General features: G+C 69.0%; 15 protein-coding genes and 1 tRNA gene. 5 read left to right on the forward strand and 11 right to left on the reverse strand.

All coding sequences use genetic code 11. The annotated features are described in order from the left end of the window. The first annotated feature begins 11 nt into the window (after positions 1-11). From N5079_RS10115 to N5079_RS10125, 3 genes are read left to right on the forward strand one after another with little or no spacing between them, the layout of a single operon-like run. On the forward strand, positions 12-1,004 hold the full coding sequence (locus N5079_RS10115; RefSeq protein ID WP_261583342.1) for a branched-chain amino acid ABC transporter permease: 993 nt from the start codon (positions 12-14) through the stop codon (positions 1,002-1,004). Then, positions 994-1,923, forward strand: coding sequence for an ABC transporter ATP-binding protein (locus N5079_RS10120; RefSeq protein ID WP_261583343.1), 930 nt, complete (start codon positions 994-996; stop codon positions 1,921-1,923). The genes N5079_RS10115 and N5079_RS10120 overlap by 11 nt, the downstream gene beginning before the upstream one ends. Beyond that, positions 1,920-2,777: an ABC transporter ATP-binding protein gene (locus tag N5079_RS10125; protein WP_261583344.1), complete on the forward strand. Its 858-nt coding sequence runs from the start codon at positions 1,920-1,922 to the stop codon at positions 2,775-2,777. The genes N5079_RS10120 and N5079_RS10125 overlap by 4 nt, the downstream gene beginning before the upstream one ends. Positions 2,778-2,900: 123 nt before the next feature. On the opposite strand, the gene N5079_RS10130 is transcribed toward N5079_RS10125, so the two are convergent. Together N5079_RS10130 and N5079_RS10135 are read right to left on the reverse strand one after the other, a co-directional pair. After that, positions 2,901-4,196: an ABC transporter substrate-binding protein gene (locus N5079_RS10130; RefSeq protein ID WP_261583345.1), complete on the reverse strand. Its 1,296-nt coding sequence runs from the start codon at positions 4,194-4,196 to the stop codon at positions 2,901-2,903. Positions 4,197-4,449: 253 nt separating this feature from the next. Continuing rightward, positions 4,450-5,046 carry an ANTAR domain-containing response regulator gene (locus N5079_RS10135; protein WP_261583346.1) on the reverse strand — a complete coding sequence of 199 codons (597 nt, stop codon included), beginning with the start codon at positions 5,044-5,046 and terminating at the stop codon, positions 4,450-4,452. Between the two features lie 118 nt (positions 5,047-5,164). Between N5079_RS10135 and N5079_RS10140 the strand changes: the two genes are divergently transcribed. Continuing rightward, positions 5,165-5,237: transfer RNA gene (locus tag N5079_RS10140), tRNA-Leu, on the forward strand. A gap of 132 nt (positions 5,238-5,369) precedes the next feature. On the opposite strand, the gene N5079_RS10145 is transcribed toward N5079_RS10140, so the two are convergent. The 6 genes from N5079_RS10145 to pyk all read right to left on the reverse strand — a co-directional run bounded on the left by N5079_RS10145 (position 5,370) and on the right by pyk (position 12,194). Continuing rightward, positions 5,370-6,056, reverse strand: coding sequence for a class I SAM-dependent methyltransferase (locus N5079_RS10145; protein ID WP_261583347.1), 687 nt, complete (start codon positions 6,054-6,056; stop codon positions 5,370-5,372). Between the two features lie 172 nt (positions 6,057-6,228). Then, on the reverse strand, positions 6,229-6,660 hold the full coding sequence (locus N5079_RS10150) for a type II toxin-antitoxin system VapC family toxin (RefSeq protein ID WP_261583348.1): 432 nt from the start codon (positions 6,658-6,660) through the stop codon (positions 6,229-6,231). Further along, a complete protein-coding gene (locus N5079_RS10155) occupies positions 6,657-6,890 on the reverse strand; it encodes a CopG family transcriptional regulator (RefSeq protein WP_261583349.1) in 234 nt (77 codons plus the stop codon). Before N5079_RS10155 ends, N5079_RS10150 begins: the two co-directional genes overlap by 4 nt. 85 nt (positions 6,891-6,975) lie before the next feature. Continuing rightward, on the reverse strand, positions 6,976-8,838 hold the full coding sequence (locus tag N5079_RS10160) for an ABC transporter ATP-binding protein (protein WP_261583350.1): 1,863 nt from the start codon (positions 8,836-8,838) through the stop codon (positions 6,976-6,978). Continuing rightward, positions 8,835-10,640, reverse strand: a complete 1,806-nt coding sequence (locus N5079_RS10165) for an ABC transporter ATP-binding protein (protein ID WP_261583351.1) — start codon at positions 10,638-10,640, stop codon at positions 8,835-8,837. The genes N5079_RS10160 and N5079_RS10165 overlap by 4 nt, the downstream gene beginning before the upstream one ends. A gap of 123 nt (positions 10,641-10,763) precedes the next feature. Next, entirely contained in the window at positions 10,764-12,194 is a 1,431-nt protein-coding gene (gene pyk / locus N5079_RS10170; protein WP_261583352.1) for a pyruvate kinase, read from the reverse strand. A 209-nt stretch (positions 12,195-12,403) separates the two neighbouring features. Between pyk and N5079_RS10175 the strand changes: the two genes are divergently transcribed. Then, entirely contained in the window at positions 12,404-13,153 is a 750-nt protein-coding gene (locus tag N5079_RS10175; RefSeq protein WP_261583353.1) for a hypothetical protein, read from the forward strand. 9 nt (positions 13,154-13,162) lie between these two features. Here the strand turns inward: N5079_RS10175 and N5079_RS10180 are convergent, their stop codons facing one another. The 3 genes from N5079_RS10180 to N5079_RS10190 all read right to left on the reverse strand — a co-directional run bounded on the left by N5079_RS10180 (position 13,163) and on the right by N5079_RS10190 (position 16,868). Continuing rightward, positions 13,163-13,534 (reverse strand): DUF2784 domain-containing protein, encoded by a 372-nt coding sequence (locus N5079_RS10180; RefSeq protein WP_261583354.1) that lies wholly within the window; start codon positions 13,532-13,534, stop codon positions 13,163-13,165. A 78-nt stretch (positions 13,535-13,612) separates the two neighbouring features. Beyond that, positions 13,613-15,280, reverse strand: coding sequence for a S8 family peptidase (locus N5079_RS10185; RefSeq protein ID WP_261583355.1), 1,668 nt, complete (start codon positions 15,278-15,280; stop codon positions 13,613-13,615). 103 nt (positions 15,281-15,383) lie between these two features. Continuing rightward, complete coding sequence (locus N5079_RS10190) at positions 15,384-16,868, reverse strand: glutamate synthase subunit beta (RefSeq protein WP_261583356.1); 1,485 nt, start codon at positions 16,866-16,868, stop codon at positions 15,384-15,386. Positions 16,869-16,880: the final 12 nt, after the last annotated feature.

Raw genomic sequence — 16,880 nt, forward strand, 5'->3', positions numbered from 1 at the left:
GGAGACCACACGTGGACTGGAACAGCATCTTCGTCACCACGGTCAAGGCCTCGATCGGCCTCGAAACCGTCGTTTACGCGCTCGCCGCCATCGGCCTCAACGTCCAGTTCGGCTACGCGGGACTGCTCAACTTCGGCCAGGCCGCCTTCCTCGGCGTCGCCGCATACGGCCTGGCGGTCACTGTCGCCACCTTCCAGCTGCCGTTCTGGCTCGGCATCGTCATCGGGCTCGCCGCCACCGTCGTGCTCGCGTTCCTCCTCGGAATCCCGACCCTGCGACTGCGCGCCGATTACCTCGCCATCGTCACCATCGCCGCGGCGGAGATCGTCCGGCTCATCTTCCGGGCGGTCAAGTTCAAGGATGTCTTCGGCGGATCCGACGGCCTCCAGAGCTTCTCCGGCGACTTCTACGCGATGAACCCCTACGCGCCCGGCTCGTACGGCATCGGCTCGATCACCTTCACCGAGCGGACGATGTGGGTCCTCACGGTCGGCTGGATCCTCGTCGCGCTGTCCTGCGCGCTGGTCTACCTGCTCATGAAGAGCCCGTGGGGCCGCGTCCTGAAGGCCATCCGCGAGGACGAGGACGCCGTGCGCAGCCTCGGCAAGAACGTGTTCTCCTACAAGATGCAGGCGCTGGTCCTCGGCGGCATCATCGGCTGTCTCGGCGGGTTCGTCTTCGCCCTCGGCCAGGCCTCCGTGCAGCCCGACCTGTACGGAACCGAGTTCACCTTCTACGCGTACACGATCGTGATCCTCGGCGGGGCGGCGCGTGTCTTCAGCCCGGTCGTCGGCGCGGCCATCTTCTGGGTGCTGCTGGTCTTCATCGGCAACACGCTCGCCGAAGCGGTCGGCTCCGGGGTGATCCCCTCGTCGATCATGACGGTCAGCCAGGCCGGCTCGGTCCGCTTCATGCTCGTCGGCCTCGGCCTGATGCTGTTGCTCATCTTCCGGCCCCAGGGCATCTTCGGCGACAAGAGGGAGATCGCGCTCGATGCACGCTGACACGACCACCGCCAAGAAGGAGGCCGCGCTGGCCGTCTTCGCGGGCCTCGAGACCGAGCCGGGCGTCCCCAAGCCGGACCCGATCCTGGTCATCGACAAGGTCGTCCGCAGGTTCGGCGGCCTCACCGCGGTCGACGTCGACCACGTCGAGATCCAGCGCGGCTCGATCACCGCCCTCATCGGGCCCAACGGAGCGGGCAAGACGACGTTCTTCAACCAGCTCACCGGCTTCGACACCGCCGACGCCGGATCCTGGACCTTCAACGGCAAGCCGATGAACGGCGTCCCCGCACACCGGGTGGCCAGGCAGGGAATGGTCCGCACGTTCCAGCTCACCAAGGCCCTGTCCAAGCTGACCGTCATGGAGAACATGCGGCTGGGCGCGCAGAACCAGCGCGGGGAGAACTTCTTCCGCGCCCTCATCCCCGGCAGCTGGCGCGGCCAGGAGGACGAGATCACCGAGCGGGCCGAGGAGCTCCTCGAGCGCTTCAAGCTCGCCGCCAAGCGCGACGACTTCGCCGGCTCCCTCTCAGGCGGCCAGCGCAAGCTCCTCGAGATGGCCCGCGCCCTCATGGTCGGCCCCGAGCTCGTCATGCTCGACGAGCCGATGGCCGGGGTGAACCCCGCGCTCACCCAGTCCCTCCTCGGGCACGTCAAGAACCTGCGCGAGGAGGGCATGACCGTGCTGTTCGTCGAGCACGACATGGACATGGTCCGCGACATCAGCGACTGGGTCATCGTCATGGCACAGGGCGCGGTCATCGCGGAGGGCCCGCCGGACACGATCATGTCGGACCAGCGCGTCATCGACGCCTACCTCGGCGCCCACCACGACGCGCCGATGTCCGTCGAGGAGGCGGAAGAGCAGCTTCACGAGGCCGAGGCCGAGCTCGAGGCCGAGATCGAGGAGAAGGCATGAGCGAGCCCGAGCCGAACGGCACACCGACGGAGAGCGCGACCGCGGACATCCCGGCTGAAACCGTGGCGGACACCTCAGATGTGGGCGGCAGGGCCGCCGTCACCGACCGCACGGACCACCTCGCCGGAGCCCAGGACGCCGTCCTCCGGGCCGACGAGCTGTACGCCGGGTACGTCCCCGGCGTCAACATCCTCAACGGCGCCGACCTCTACGTGAAGAAGGGCGAGCTGATCGGCATCATCGGCCCCAACGGCGCCGGTAAGTCGACCCTGCTCAAGTCCCTCTTCGGGCTGGTCAACGTGCGCAGCGGCACGGTGACCCTGAACGGCGAGGACATCACCAACCTCAAGGCCCATTCCCTCGTCGCCCGGGGTGTCGGCTACGTCCCGCAGACCAACAACGTCTTCCCGAGCCTGACCATCGAGGAGAACCTCGAGATGGGCGCCTTCCAGGTGCCGGCCAAGTTCAAGGAGCGCTTCGAGTTCGTCTGCGAGATCTTCCCCGCCCTCAAGGAGCGGCGCAAGCAGCGGGCGGGGTCGCTGTCCGGCGGCGAGCGCCAGATGGTCGCCATGGGCCGCGCGCTCATGACAGAGCCATCCGTCCTGCTCCTCGACGAGCCCTCGGCCGGCCTCTCCCCCAAGCTGCAGGACCTGGTCTTCATCCAGGCCCAGCAGATCAACAAGGCGGGTGTGACGGTCATCATGGTGGAGCAGAACGCGCGGCGCTGCCTGCAGATCTGCCACCGCGGCTACGTTCTCGACCAGGGCCGCAACGCCTACATGGCCAGCGGCAAGGACCTCATCAACGACCCCAAGGTCATCGAGCTCTATCTGGGCACCCTCGCCCGCGCCTGACCCCGCGTCCGAAGGCCCCGGCGAACCTTCCGCCGGGGTCTCCGCCTCCGCGGCGGCCATGCCGTATACAGCACGAAGGGCCCGGTCCGAGAGGACCGGGCCCTTCTGCGCTAGAGCTGAGGATCAGCCGGAGATCTTGCCGGTGTTGAAGGCGATGTTCTTGAAGGTGTTGTCCGGGCCGTACTGGTAGATCCCGATCGTGGCCTCGGCCGGGTCACCCGCGTCGTTGAACTCGATCGGACCGGAGACACCGTCGTAGTCGATGTCCGTGCCGGCCGCGATCAGGTCGGCGCACTCCTTGAAGGTCTTGCACTTGGTGCCGCCCTCGGAGACCGTCTGCAGGTGCTTGGCGATGTCGGTGCCCGCGTCGCTCTTGGCCTCAAGGGCCGCCAGCGCGGTGAGGACCGTTGCGTCATAGGACTCGGGGGCGTAGTTGTAGACCGTCAGCGACGGGTCCACGGCCTTGAGCTTGTCCTTGAAGTCCTTCGTGGAGTCCACGCCGGGCGTGGTGCCCTTGATGCCCTTCAGGGTGCCCTTCGGGAAGTCCTTCGAGTAGTCGGCCAGGTTGCCGTCCACAAAGTAGATCTTCACCTTGTCGGGGCCGATGCCCTGCTTGATCAGTTCAGGGACGATCTTCTTGGTCTCGTCGAAACCGATCAGAGCGATCGCCTTGGGGTTGGCGGCCTTGATCTTCGACACGTCCGCCGAGTAGTCCGCGGCCTTCGGGTCGTAGATCACCTTCTCGACGACCTGGCCGCCACCGCCCTCGACGGCCTTCTGCGTGTTGTCAGCGAGGCCGGTGCCGTACGCGTCCTGGAGAGCCAGGATGCCCACGGTGTCATTGCCGTCGGCCACGATGAGGTCACCCAGGACGCGGCCCTGGAGAACGTCCGGCGGAGCCGTACGGAAGTAGAGGCCCTTGTCGTTGTAGGAGGTCAGCTTGTCGGAGGTGTTGGCGGGCGAGATCTGCACCACGCCGGCTCCCGTGATCTTGTCGATCACCGACAGCGACACCGACGACGAAGCCGCGCCGACCACCACGTCGGCCTTCTGCTGAAGCAGCTTGTCCACCGACTGCGAGGCAATGTTCGTCGACGTGTCACCCGAGTCGGTGTCGACCTCTGTGACCGGCTTACCGAGGACGCCTCCGGCGTCGTTGATCTCCTTGACCGCCAGCTTCACGCCGGCGAACTCCGGCGGGCCGAGGTAGGCGAGCGAACCAGTCTGCGGCAGCAGGGTGCCAACCGTGAAAGTGCCGTCCGCGACGACCGCCGCCGGAGCGGTCGAGGACGCCGGGGGCGCCGAGGACGCCGAGGACGCCGGCGCGGCGCTCTCCGTGCCACCGCCACAGGCTGTCAGGGCAAGGCTGGCAGCCGCGGCGACGGCCAGCGCGCGCCCAAGGGGGGCAATGCGGATCATGAAGCATCTCCTTCATCCAGGCCCGGGAAACGTCAGCGCTGCCGACCCGTCCCGATCGAATGCTGGAAAGGTACATACCTCAAGGGGCCCCTGACCAGGAAAGCATCAGAACTGTCCACACTTGGATGCGGAGTCGTAATAACTCCTCAACTTAGCGGCGCAACGCATCTGACCAGGATTCCGACCACTTCTCCCGAGTGCGCCCCGTGATCACGTGGCCCGACCTTACCGGCGGGTACGGCCCCAGCCCACCTCAGGCCGACGGCTCGGACGATCCGGCTCCCTCGTTCACGACGATCTGCGCCACCTGGCGCATGCTCATGCGCCGGTCCATGGACGCCTTCTGGATCCACCGGAACGCCTGCGGCTCGGTCCAGCCGTGCTGGGCCATGAGCAGCCCCTTCGCCCGTTCCACCAGCTTCCTGGTCTCCAGCCTGTCGGAGAGGGTGGTGACCTCCTTCTCCAGCGCCGCGATCTCCTCGTGGCGGCTGACCGCCATCTCGATCGCCGGGACCAGGTCACCCTTGGTGAACGGCTTGACCAGGTAGGCCATCGCCCCCGCGTCCCTGGCCCGCTCGACCAGGTCCCGCTGCGAGAATGCGGTCAGGATGAGGCATGGTGCGATCCGCTCGGACACGATCCGCTCCGCCGCCGAGATCCCGTCGAGAACCGGCATCTTGACGTCGAGGATCACCAGATCGGGCCGGAGCTCCATGGCCAGTTTGACCGCGCTCTCCCCATCACCGGCCTCTCCAACCACGGCGTAGCCGTCCTCTTCGAGCATCTCCTTGAGGTCGAGGCGGATCAGTGCCTCATCTTCCGCGATCACCACTCGCCGCTGCGTACTCACGCACAAGAGGTTACCGACGTCCGCTACATTAGGACCACGCCAGGGCCGCGCGGCCGATCACAGGTCCGCTAAGCTCTAGGCGACGGGTTCGGACAAACGAACATAAGTCCGGATTGAAGCCTCGGTACCCCAATGGCAGAGGGAGCGGATTCAAAACCCGCAAAGTGTGGGTTCGAATCCCACCCGGGGCACTTCAACTTGTAGGGGCAGCGAAACTGCGAGTGGTGGATGGCATGGTAGCCGCATGCAACCCCCCCACGACACCGTGGACCGCGCCCTCGTCGATGCACGCCTGAGCGACCTTAATTGGAACTGGTGCCCGGTTATGGTGCGGGAACGGCGCGGAGCCAGGTGTGGTCGGGGGTCAGGTAGGCGTCGACGACTAGACCGGCGGCCCCCAACTCAGCCGTCAACGCGTCCTGTGTAAGTCTCCGCGTGGTGAAGGAATGGGTCCAGGTCCGAGCGCCTACCTCGTAGCGCATCGTGGCGGACACCAGGCCGGGCGCCGAGCGGCTGAGCTCGGTCATCGTGAAGGTCACGCCGCCCTTGGTGCCGCCCTGACCTCGCTCCCAGGCGTCCTGGATCTCGGCGGGCTGCCATTGGATCAGCGCGCCGCCGCCCTCGGCGAGGTGATGGCGGCAGGTGTCCAGCAGCCGCCGCCGTTCATGGTCGTCGGGGGTGTTGACGAGGTGCGAGGCGAGGAGAACGGTGTCGAACCGCTGGTCCAGACGGAGATCCTGAATTCGGGCGCAGACGGTCTCGACACCGGCGACACGGGCCAGCATGTCCGGGGACTCGTCGACCGCGACCACGGAGAACCCGAGCGCGGCCAGGGCATGGGCCAGCCGACCCGGCCCGGACCCAAGGTCGAGGATCGTACGGCCGTCGCCGACAGCGGCCTGGATGATCGCGGGTTCCTCTCCGGGAGGCAGGAGCGCGTAGAACTCCACGGCACAGCCATCGGGCGCGATCGGCCCGGGGCCGCTGCCACTGTTCGGGGGGATCGCCACCACCCCACCCTACGAGCCAGCTAAACGCGCGCGAGACCGGTACCGCGGTCGCCGCCAAGGCGGTACAGGAGCACGCCGAGGCGATACGTCACGCGCAGTCGCATGGCATGCCCTCCCTTCGCGACGCCATGCTTCCAACCGGCGTCGCCGTCCCGCAACGGTTTCCCGGCTATCACCTCAGCGCTATGGGGTTGTGCCAGGTGACGCCGGGAAAGCGGGCGAAGTCGGAGTCGGCCGAGCAAACGCCGACGCCGTGCTCGAGCGCCAGGGCCGCCAGGTGGGCGTCCGTCACCAGGTTGCCGCGCACGTCGCCGCGGATCAGGAGATCTCGCAGGACGTCGGCATGCCGGGGCGTCGGCAACGGGACCCAGGCGGGTCCCGCATCGAGCCAATCCTCGACATAGCTCCACGCCTGCTCAGCAGTCAGTGGGTGCGCCGAGACGCGCGGATGGGTCGAGATGCGAAGGAACGCCGTGAGGGAAGCCCATGGCAGCCCGATCCTGACGGGGCCGTTGAGCGCGCTTTCCAGCCACTCCAGTGATGTCTTGTGGAACGGGCTCGTCTCGTCGACCGCGTAGAGCAGGATGTTGGCGTCGACGATCATCTCTCGTCCCCCAGTTCGTCGAGCAACTCCAGCGCCTCCGCGACATTGGAAACGTCGACACGCATTCCCAGCGCCTCGGTCCGTTGGCGAAACGTCTTAGGAGCCGGACGCGCTCGGAGCCCCTCGCGCACCAGTTCGTTGATGGCCTCGCTCAGGCTGATGTGCCGTTCGCGCTTCAGTTGCTCCACCGCCGCGAGAACATCGTCGTCCAGCCTTAACGTCGTCCGCATGCCCTTAAGTATGTCATCACCGATGCTGGCAGAGAAACATCAATGATGTCGCGTAGCGCCCAGGAGCCCTACAAGATTGAGGCGCTCAGGCGAGGCTGTCGAGCCAGGCCTGGTGGAGGCGGGCGAACCGGCCGGATCGGGTGATGAGGTGCTCGGGCGGGCCGTCCTCGACGACGCGGCCGCCCTCCATGACGAGCACCCGCTCGGCGATCTCCACGGTGGACAGGCGGTGGGCGATGATGATGGCGGTGCGGTCGGCCAGGATCGTGCGGAGGGCCCGCTGGACGAGCCGCTCGCTCGGCACGTCGAGGCTGGAGGTTGCCTCGTCGAGGATCAGCACGGCGGGATCGGCGAGGAAGGCCCGGGCGAAGGCCACGAGCTGCCGCTGCCCGGCCGACATTCGGCCGCCGCGCTTGCCGACCTGGGTCTGGTAGCCATCGGGCAGCGTCGCGACGAACTCGTGCGCGCCGATGGCTTCGGCGGCCTCGGCGACGGCGGCCATGGACGCCTCGGGTCGCCCGAATCGGATGTTGTCGGCGATCGTCCCGGTGAACAGGAAGTTCTCCTGGGTGACCATGACCACGTGGCGGCGCAGCGTGGTCTCGTCGAGGTCGCGCAGGTCGAGGCCGTCGAGGAGGACCCGGCCGGTCACCGGATCGTAGAAGCGCGAGATCAGCTTGGCGAGGGTGGTCTTGCCCGCTCCCGTGGTGCCGACAACGGCGACGGTCTGGCCCGAGGGGATCTCCAGGTCGAGGCGGGGCAGGACGGGCGGACCGCCGGCGTAGGCGAACTCCACGGCGTCGAACCGGAGCGCGCCGCGGGGGCGGGCCAGCGTGGCGGGGCGCCGGGGCTCCGCGACGTCCGGCTGCTCCTCCAGCACGCCGGAGAGCTTCTCCAGGGCGGCCCCGGCCGACTGGAGGGCGTTGTAGAACTGGCTGATCTCCTGCATCGGCTCGTAGAACTGGCGCAGGTAGAGCAGGAAGGCGGCCAGCACCCCGACCGTCACCGTGCCGCGCACGGCGAGCCACCCGCCGTACAGCAGGACGATGGCCACGGTGACGTTCCCGATGAGCTTGATGCCGGGCATGAAGATCGCCACGAGGCGTGAGCCGCGCGTGTTGGCGTCGCGGTAGTCGGCGTTGAGCTTCTCGAAGATCTCCTGGTTGCGGGGCTCTCTGCGGAAGGCCTGCACGGCGCGGATGCCGGTCATGGACTCGACGAAGTGCACGATGACGAGTGCGACGGTCTCGCGGGTCCTACGGTAGGCCGCGCTCGACTGGCGGCGGAACCACCGGGTGAACAGCAGCAGGACGGGCAGCGGCAACAGAGCCACCAGGCCGAGGTGGACGTCGAGCACGAGCAGCATGGCGGCCGTGCCGAAGAGGGTGAGCACGGCTGTGACGAGCCCGTCGAAGCCCGAGTCGAGCAGCTCCGCGATGGCCTCGACATCCGAGGTGAGCCGGGCGATGACCCGGCCGGAGGTGTACTTCTCGTGGAAGGAGAGGGACAGCCTTTGGAAATGGTTGAACACGCGGCGGCGCAGTTCGAGCAGGATGTCCTGCCCGATCCGCCCGGAGAGCTGGAGGAACGCCTGCCGGGTGACCGCCTGGGTCAGCGCGGCCGCGACGATGGCCGCGACGATCGTCAGGAGCGTCCCGGCTCCCCTGCCGTGTGTCATCGGCGGGATGCCGCTGTCGATGCCGGTCTTCACGAGGTACGGCAGGGCGAGGCCGGCGGCATTGGACACCACGATGACGGCGGTGAGCACGCCGATCGCCTTGCGGTGGGGCCGCAGCAGGTCGCCGAGCAGCCGGCGCGAGCGGGTCCGCAGCAGGAGCGAGACGGTCTCGGGGATGTGCTCCTTGTCCTCGGCGGCCACGCCGCGCCATCTGTCGGTCGCTTCGCCAGCCGTCGCGCCGGTCGTCTTGTCAGCTGTCGTGCCGGTCATCGCACCGCCTGCTCGGGGTCGAGGTCGGCGTCCTGGGCGAGCAGGGCGCGGTACTCCGGGACTCCGGACAGCAGGTCGGGATGCCGGCCGATGTGGGTGATGGTGCCGTCGCGGAGAAGGGCGACCCGGTCGGCCAGCAGCACGGTGGAGGCCCTGTGGGCGACGACGAGGCCGGTCGCGTCGGCGAGGACCCGGCGCAGCGCCTCCTCGACGAGGGCCTCGGTCTCGACGTCGAGGGCGGAGAGGGTGTCGTCGAGGACGAGGATCCTGGGTTTGCCGAGGACGGCGCGGGCCAGGGCCAGGCGCTGCCGCTGGCCGCCGGACAGGGACATCCCCTGCTCGCCGATCCGGGTGTCGAGCCCCCAGGGCAGGTCGTAGGCGAAGGTGGCCTGGGCGATCTCCAGGGCTTCGCGGATGTCGTCGTCGGTGGCGTGGCGGTGGCCGAGCGTGAGGTTCTCCCGGACGCTCATCGAGAACAGCGTCGGCTCCTCGAACGCGGTGGCGACGACCGAGCGCAGCGCGGGCAGGGACAGGTCGCGCACGTCGTGCCCGTCGATGGTGACCCGGCCGGCGGTGACGTCGCAGAGCCGGGGGACGAGGGCGGTCAGGGTGGTCTTGCCGGACCCGGTGGCGCCGACGATGGCGACCGTCTCCCCCGGGGCCACGTCGAGCCAGACGTCGCGCAGCACGGGCCGGTCGCCGCCGGGGAAGCGGAACTCCACGCCCTCGAACCGGAGGTGTCCGCGCGGCTCCTCGATGACGCGGGTGCCGCCGGTGATCTCGGGGACGGTGTCGAGCACCTCGATCACGCGGTCGGCGGAGGTCATCGCCTCCTGGCCCATGGCGAGGATGTAGCCGAGAGAGGCGACCGGCCAGACGAGCTGGAGCACGAGGGTGGTGAAGGCGACCAGCGTGCCGATGGTCAGCGAGCCGTGGGCGACGGCGAGCGCGCCGAGCAGCAGCACCATGGCGAGGGTGACGTTGGGGACGACTTCGAGGAACGTGAAGAACCGGGAGGCGAGGCGCACCTTGGCGAGCGACGTCCCGTGGATCTTGCGGGCGGTGTCGTCGAAGGTCTCGTAGAGGTGGCGCCGCCGGCCGAACGCCTTGATGGTGCGGATGCCCACCGCCGACTCCTCGACGAGGGTGGCGAGGTCGCCCTGCTGGTCCTGGACCTGACGGGAGATGCCGATGTACCGCTTCTCGAACCGGAGCGAGATCGCCACGATGGGCACCGCCGACGCGGTGACGAGCAGCCCGAGCGGCCAGTACATCCGCAGGAGCACGATGATCACGGCGGTGAGCTGGATGACGTTCATGACCAGGAACAGCACGCCGAACCCGAGGAAGCGGCGGATGGTCGACAGGTCGGTCGTCGCGCGGGACAGGAGCTGGCCGGACTGCCACTCGCCGTGAAAGCTCATCGGGAGGCGCTGGAGCTGGCCGTAGAGGTCGTCCCGGAGGGCGGTCTCCAGGCCGAGGACGGCCCCGATCTGGGACCACCTCCGGACGAACGTGAGGACCGCCTCCGCGATCCCCAGGCCGAGCGCGAGCAGCCCTAGCGGCAGGAGCGCTCCAAGGTCGCCATGCCTCACCGGGCCGTCGATGATCTCCTTGCCGACGAGCGGGATGACCGTGCCCGCGGCGATGCCGAGGAACGCGGCCACCCAGGACACGATGAGAACCCGGACGTAGGGCCGCAGGTAGGACCGCAGCCGCCACAGCGAGCGCCAGGAGAGCCGCCGGGCTCCCGGCCTCCTATCGGGATCGCCATAAGGATCTTGATCGGGGTCTGAAGCCATGGTCGGGCGCAGCTCTCCTCACCGGTGCATGGGACAGGATCGGACGACTCGCACCTGTCATGCTTCACCAGGAAGGTTGCTTCGATCAACCGGTTTTAGCGGGCTACCGGGGGCCCCACGCCGTCAGCGGGCGTGGGCCACCGCGGAGCCGATCGTGTGGACCCGGAGGGCGTTGGTGGACCCGGGGTTCCCGGGCGGGGAGCCGGCGACGATGACGATCTTGTCGCCCTTCTCGAACTGGCCGAGGGACAGCAACGAGGCCTCCACCTGACGCACCATGTCGTCGGTGTGGTGGACGAACGGCACCTCGAAGGTCTCGACGCCCCACGTCAGCGCGAGCTGGCCGCGCACCTGCGGGTTGGAGGTGAAGGCCAGCAGCGGGATCGGCGAGCGGTACCGGGCCAGGCGGCGGGCGGTCTCGCCGGACATGGTGAACGCCACGAGCGCCCGGGCGCCCACGATCGCGCCGACCTCGGCCGCCGCGCGGGCGATGGCGCCGCCGGTGGTCTCGGGAAGGCGCTCCAGGGTGTGCGTGGCGCGCAGCGCGGTGCCTTCGGCGGCGATGGCGATGCGGGCCATCGTGGAGACCGACTCGATGGGGTAGGTGCCGACCGAGGTCTCGCCGGACAGCATGACCGCGTCGGCGCCGTCCATGACGGCGTAGGCGACGTCGGAGGCCTCGGCGCGGGTCGGGCGGGGGGCGCTCATCATCGAGTCGAGCATCTGGGTGGCCACGATGACGGGGTGCGCCTTCTCGCGGCAGAGCTCGATGATGCGGCGCTGGACGATCGGAACCTGCTCCAGGGGCAGCTCGACGCCGAGGTCGCCGCGGGCCACCATGACGCCGTCGAACGCGTCGACGATCTCCTCGAGGCACTCGACGGCCTGCGGCTTCTCGATCTTGGCGAGGAGTGGCAGGTGGACGCCCTCCTCCTCCATGATCCCGCGGACGATGTCCGCGTCCTCGGGCGACCGGACGAACGACAGGGCGATCATGTCAAAGCCCGTGCGGAGGGCCCAGCGCAGGTCCTCCTCGTCCTTCTCGGTGAGCGCGGGGGCGCTGACGGCGACGCCGGGGAGGTTCAGCCCCTTGTTGTCGGAGATCATCCCGCCGATGACGACGCGGGTCACAACGCGGGGGCCCTCCACGGCCGTCACCTCGAGGTTGAGGCGGCCGTCGTCGACGAGGATGGTGTCGCCCGGCTTGACGTCGCCGGGGAGGCCCGCGTAGGTGGTGGAGACGATGTCCCGGTCTCCCGGCACGTCCTCGGTGGTGACGGTGAAAACGTCACCGAAGCCGAGCCGTACGGGGCCGGAGGCGAAGCGGCCGACGCGGATCTTGGGACCCTGCAGATCGGCGAGGACTCCGACGGCCTGGCCCAGCTCGTCGGCGGCGGCCCTGACCCGGTCCAGCACCTCCTTGTGGAGCTCGTGGCTGCCGTGGGAGAGGTTGAAGCGGGCCACGTTCATGCCTGCGGCGATGAGCTCGCGGAGGCGCTCCGGCGAGGAGGTGGCGGGGCCAAGGGTACAGACGATCTTTGCTCGACGACTCACAGGACCCACCCTAATTGGTACAGACCACTTGATTGCGACGACGCCCAGAGCTGTCGCCAAATGTTCAGACTTCACGCGGTCACCCGCATGTTCTACCGTTGCGCCCCATGGGACGTACCCGGATATGGAGTGCGATGGCGGCGCTGCTCACCGTAACCGCCTGCGCAGCCCAGAGTACCCAATCGAGCAAACCACCAGCGGGTGTTTCCGTGTCGCTGAACCAATGGCGCAGCGACGAGGCTTCCCATGCGATCGAGATCTCCGTGCGCAACGACACCTCTACCCCGGTGCGCTTCCATGATGTGCAGCTCGTCACCGACTCGTTCGTGACGCTTCCCCCGGCCCAGGTCGAAACGACGCTCGGCAAGACGCCGCGGACCGATTTCCAGGTTACGTACGGCGAAGCCCGCTGCGACCCGGCGAAGGTCCCTTCAGTGAAGCCGGCGACGGTGGCGGCACACCTCCAGGTGGGAAACGAACCCCTTCATGAGGTCAGGTTCGTCATTCCGCATCCGGATCCCCTCCTGGCCCAGTTGGTGACCGCCGAGTGCGGCGCCTTCATCCTGCGGCAGTCGGTGGACGTGACATTCGGGGCCTCGTGGGCCCACGTCGGGAAGACGCTGCACGGGGTGCTCATGGTGACGAGGAAGGGCGGGAACGAGCCCATCACGGTGGACGATCTCGGCAACACCACGCACTTCGACGTCAAGCCGCTGTCGGGCAGACACCGGCCTGTCATCGTGCTCGCGCCCGGCTCCAGGAGTGTGGAGATCCCGGTGGAGGTGACTCCCGCGCGCTGCGATATGCACGCGTTCGCGGAGGCCAAGAAGGCCTACCTGTTCCCGGTGTGGGCGACGGTCGGGGGCGGGAAGATGTACTGGCTCATCTCGACGCCGTCCAAGCAGACCCAGGCGACGTTCCTGTCGTACGCGGAGACGGCCTGCGGCTACGCGAGCTGACCGGTCATCCTAGAAGACGGATTTCTGTAGGGACCTCCGGCGAAGGTAGAAGCCGGCCCAGGAGACGAGCACGACGCCGACCACGATCCACCGCACGAGCACGGCGTACTCGGCGGGGTAGACGGTGCCCTGGATGTAGGTGTCGATGAAGCCGCCGGGGGCGAGGCCCCGCTCCCCGGCATGGGCGCGTGCCCAGTTCTCGATCGCCGTGAGGGGACACTCGGCCAGCCCGGCGATCTGGACGAGGCCCCAGGCGGAGATGGCGAGATGCGGCCAGAACAGCCGGGGCCACAGCCAGGCGAGGAAGCCGCCCAGGCCGATGTACGCGATGACCAGGAAGTGCGCCACCATGGTGGCTTCCCCGAGAATGCGATAAATCATGATCTGCCCTCCGACCTCGAAGGTAGATCCGGCCCCCGTCCGGCGGCATCCGTCCGCGTACTCAGATGCCTCCGCTACCTAACCTACGGCGCGGAGGGCGTTGGCGATGCCGTGGCCGTAGAACCCGTTCTTGTCCTTGCCGCCCTCGCACAGCTGCGTGCCGCCCGCGCCGTACTTCGCCGCCCGGGGTGAGGGGCAGGTCTTCTGGACGGCGGAGGCGTAGAGCAGCTTCTCGACCTTGGCCGGGTCCATGTACAGGCCGCCCTTGCCCGGCTTGCCGAACCGGCTGATGATGAGCGCGGCGATCCCCGTGACGTGGGGCGCGGCCATCGAGGTGCCCTCGAGGTACTGGTAGTAGGCGCACTTGCCGCCGTGGCACTCCTGCACGACCGCCGGGTCGTCCGGCTTGCCGTGAGCGTCGACGAGGCCCCCGGCGCGCAGCGCGCGGTACGGCGCGGCCGCCAGGATCTCCCGGCGGGCGCCCTTGAGCGGCGTGCCGCCGTCGAACATGTCGCCGCCGGGCGCGGCGATGTCGGTCTGCTCGATGCCGTAGTCGGAGTAGACGGCCTTCCGCCCGCTCGGGCCGACGGCGGAGACCGAGATGACGCCGTCGAGCTCGGCCGGGACGTTGACGCAGGAGTTGTCGACCTTGCGGTCCCGCTCCGCGCCAAGGGGGTAGTCGGGGCTGGCGGTGTCCCGCGTGGGCTTGCCGAGGTCGGTGCCGCTGTTGCCGATGGCGGTGATGAGCGTGACGCCGCGCTTGCGGGCGTAGTCGAGCGCCCGCCGCATGCCCGTGATGATGCCCCGCTGTTCGAGCTGCTGTGCCCGGGTGTCCTGCGGGTTGGCGGTGCAGTTGAAGGTCCAGGGGTCGACGTAGAAACTCATGTTGACCACGTCGATGCCCACGTCGCCGGCGTATGTCAGGGCGTCCATGGTCGGCTTGAGGAAGAAGTAGCCCGAGTCGGTGCCGGCGCGCAGGTTGACCAGGGACACGCCGGGCGCGACCCCGGCGACGCCGATGCCGTTGAGCGGCGAGCCGATGGTGCTGGCGACGTGGGTGCCGTGCCCGTCGTCGTCCACGTCGGCCGGGTCCTTGCAGCCCTTGTACTCGCAGGCGCCGTCGAACTTCTTGCCGTTGGAGTCCTTGGGGCGGTCCGTGACGAAGTTGCGGCTGAGCGCCCGGTTGAAGTTCGGCGCGATGTCCGGGTGGTTTCCGTCGACACCGGTGTCGATGATGCCCACCAGCACCTTGTGGCTGCCCCTGACCTTGGCGTACGACCCGGTGGGGGTGGCGCCGATCATCGCCATGTCCCACTGACGGCCCGACAGCGGGTCGCCCCCGGAGGTGCTGCTCCCCCGCCGTGAGACGGACGAGGCCCGAGAAGCCGTAGAAGCCCGAGAAGCCGTAGAAGAGGCCGCGGTCCGCTCCCCCGCGCGGGCGACCGCGCCGATGCGGCGGTCGAGCGTGACGCCGACCACGGCGGGGCCGGCCCCGATCCGCTCGGGCGACCCGGTCCGCGCGATCAGGTAGCCGAGCCGGTCGTCCTGCCCGTCAAGAGTGGCCCCCGCGTCCTTGACGGCCTGGAGCGCCGCCGCACGGCCGCCCTCGGCGTAGAAGACCAGGTAGTCTCCGGCCGGACCGGACGGCGCCGGCGACGGCGCCGGAATGCCGGCCGCGGTGGCTCCGGCGGCCCCCAGCAGCGCGATCGAGACGAGTGCTCCGGCGAGACGCCCCCGTGCTTTCAAGAATTCCTCCCCCAGTCCGGGCTCAGCATCCTTCAGGCAGCCGGAGACGAATGCAACCGGCTGCCTGAGATACTTCCCGTTTTGTACGGCTATCGCCCCTGTATCAGACGAGCGGCCGCGCCGTCGGAGGGATGGGCACCGGAAGGGCCGTCTGGCCCGTGAGGTACCGGTCCACCGCCGCCGCCGCCGAGCGGCCCTCCGCGATCGCCCACACGATGAGCGACTGCCCGCGGCCCATGTCGCCGGCCGCGAAGACGCCCTCCACGGCCGTCTCGTACGCCTTGCCGCGGGCCACGTTGCCCCGCGGGTCGAAGAACGACTGGGGGTCGTCCGCCAGCGCGGCGAGGTCGTTCAGCAGCGGGCCCTTCTCCGGGCCGAGGAAGCCCATGGCGAGCGTGACGAGCTCGGCCGGGATCTCGCGCTCGGTGCCGGGGATCGGCTTGAACCCCGCCTCCGGGCCCTCGACGTCGACCACGCGCAGCGCCCGGACGTTGCCCTCGGCGTCGCCGGCGAACTCGACCGTGGAGACCGCGTAGACCCGGTCGCCCCCGCCGGCCTCCAGCTCCTCGTGCGCGCTCTCCATCTTGAACAGCATCGGGTAGGTCGGCCACGGCTGCGAGCCGGGACGGCCGACCGGCGGCCTCGGCATGATCTCCAGCTGGGTGACGGACAACGCCCCCTGGCGGATGGCCGTGCCGATGCAGTCCGCCCCGGTGTCGCCGCCGCCGATCACGACGACGTGCCTGCCCTCGGCGGAGATGGGAGAGCCGGGGAGGTCCCCCTGCTGGACCTTGTTGGCCAGCGGGAGATACTCCATCGCCTGGTGGACACCCCTGAGCCCGCGGCCGGGCACCGGCAGGTCACGCCAGGCGGTGGCGCCGCCCGCGAGCACGATCGCGTCGAACTCCTCGCGGAGCTGGGCGGCGGTCACGTCGGCGCCGACGTCGACCGACGTGCGGAACTCGGTGCCCTCGGCCTCCATCTGGGCGAGACGGCGGTCGATGTGCCGCTTCTCCATCTTGAACTCGGGGATGCCGTAGCGGAGCAGCCCGCCGATCCGGTCGGCCCGCTCGAACACGACCACGTCGTGCCCGGCCCGGGTGAGCTGCTGGGCGGCCGCGAGACCGGCGGGGCCGGATCCCACGACGGCCACGCGCCTGCCGGTCTTCGCGAGCGGCGGCTGGGGGGTGACCCAGCCCTCGGCGAAGGCCCTGTCGATGATCTCGACCTCGACCCGCTTGATCGCGACGGGGTCGGAGTTGATGCCGAGGACGCACGCCGCCTCACACGGAGCCGGGCACAGGCGGCCGGTGAACTCCGGGAAGTTGTTGGTGGCGTGCAGCCGCTCGATCGCCTCGCGCCAGTCGTCGCGGTAGACGAGGTCGTTCCACTCGGGGATGAGGTTCCCCAGTGGGCATCCGTTGTGGCAGAACGGGATGCCGCAGTCCATGCAGCGGGCCGCCTGCTTGGTCAGCGCGGGCTTGGGGAAGTCCTCGTAGACCTCCCGCCAGTCGCGGATCCGCACGTCGATCGGGCGGCGCGCCGGCAGCTCCCGGCCGTACGTCATGAACCCCTTCGGGTCAGCCATCGGTGTTCCCCC

Origin of the sequence: Planotetraspora sp. A-T 1434 (assembly GCF_025420585.1) — a bacterium.
In the GTDB taxonomy this organism is placed as follows: domain Bacteria; phylum Actinomycetota; class Actinomycetes; order Streptosporangiales; family Streptosporangiaceae; genus JAOEGB01.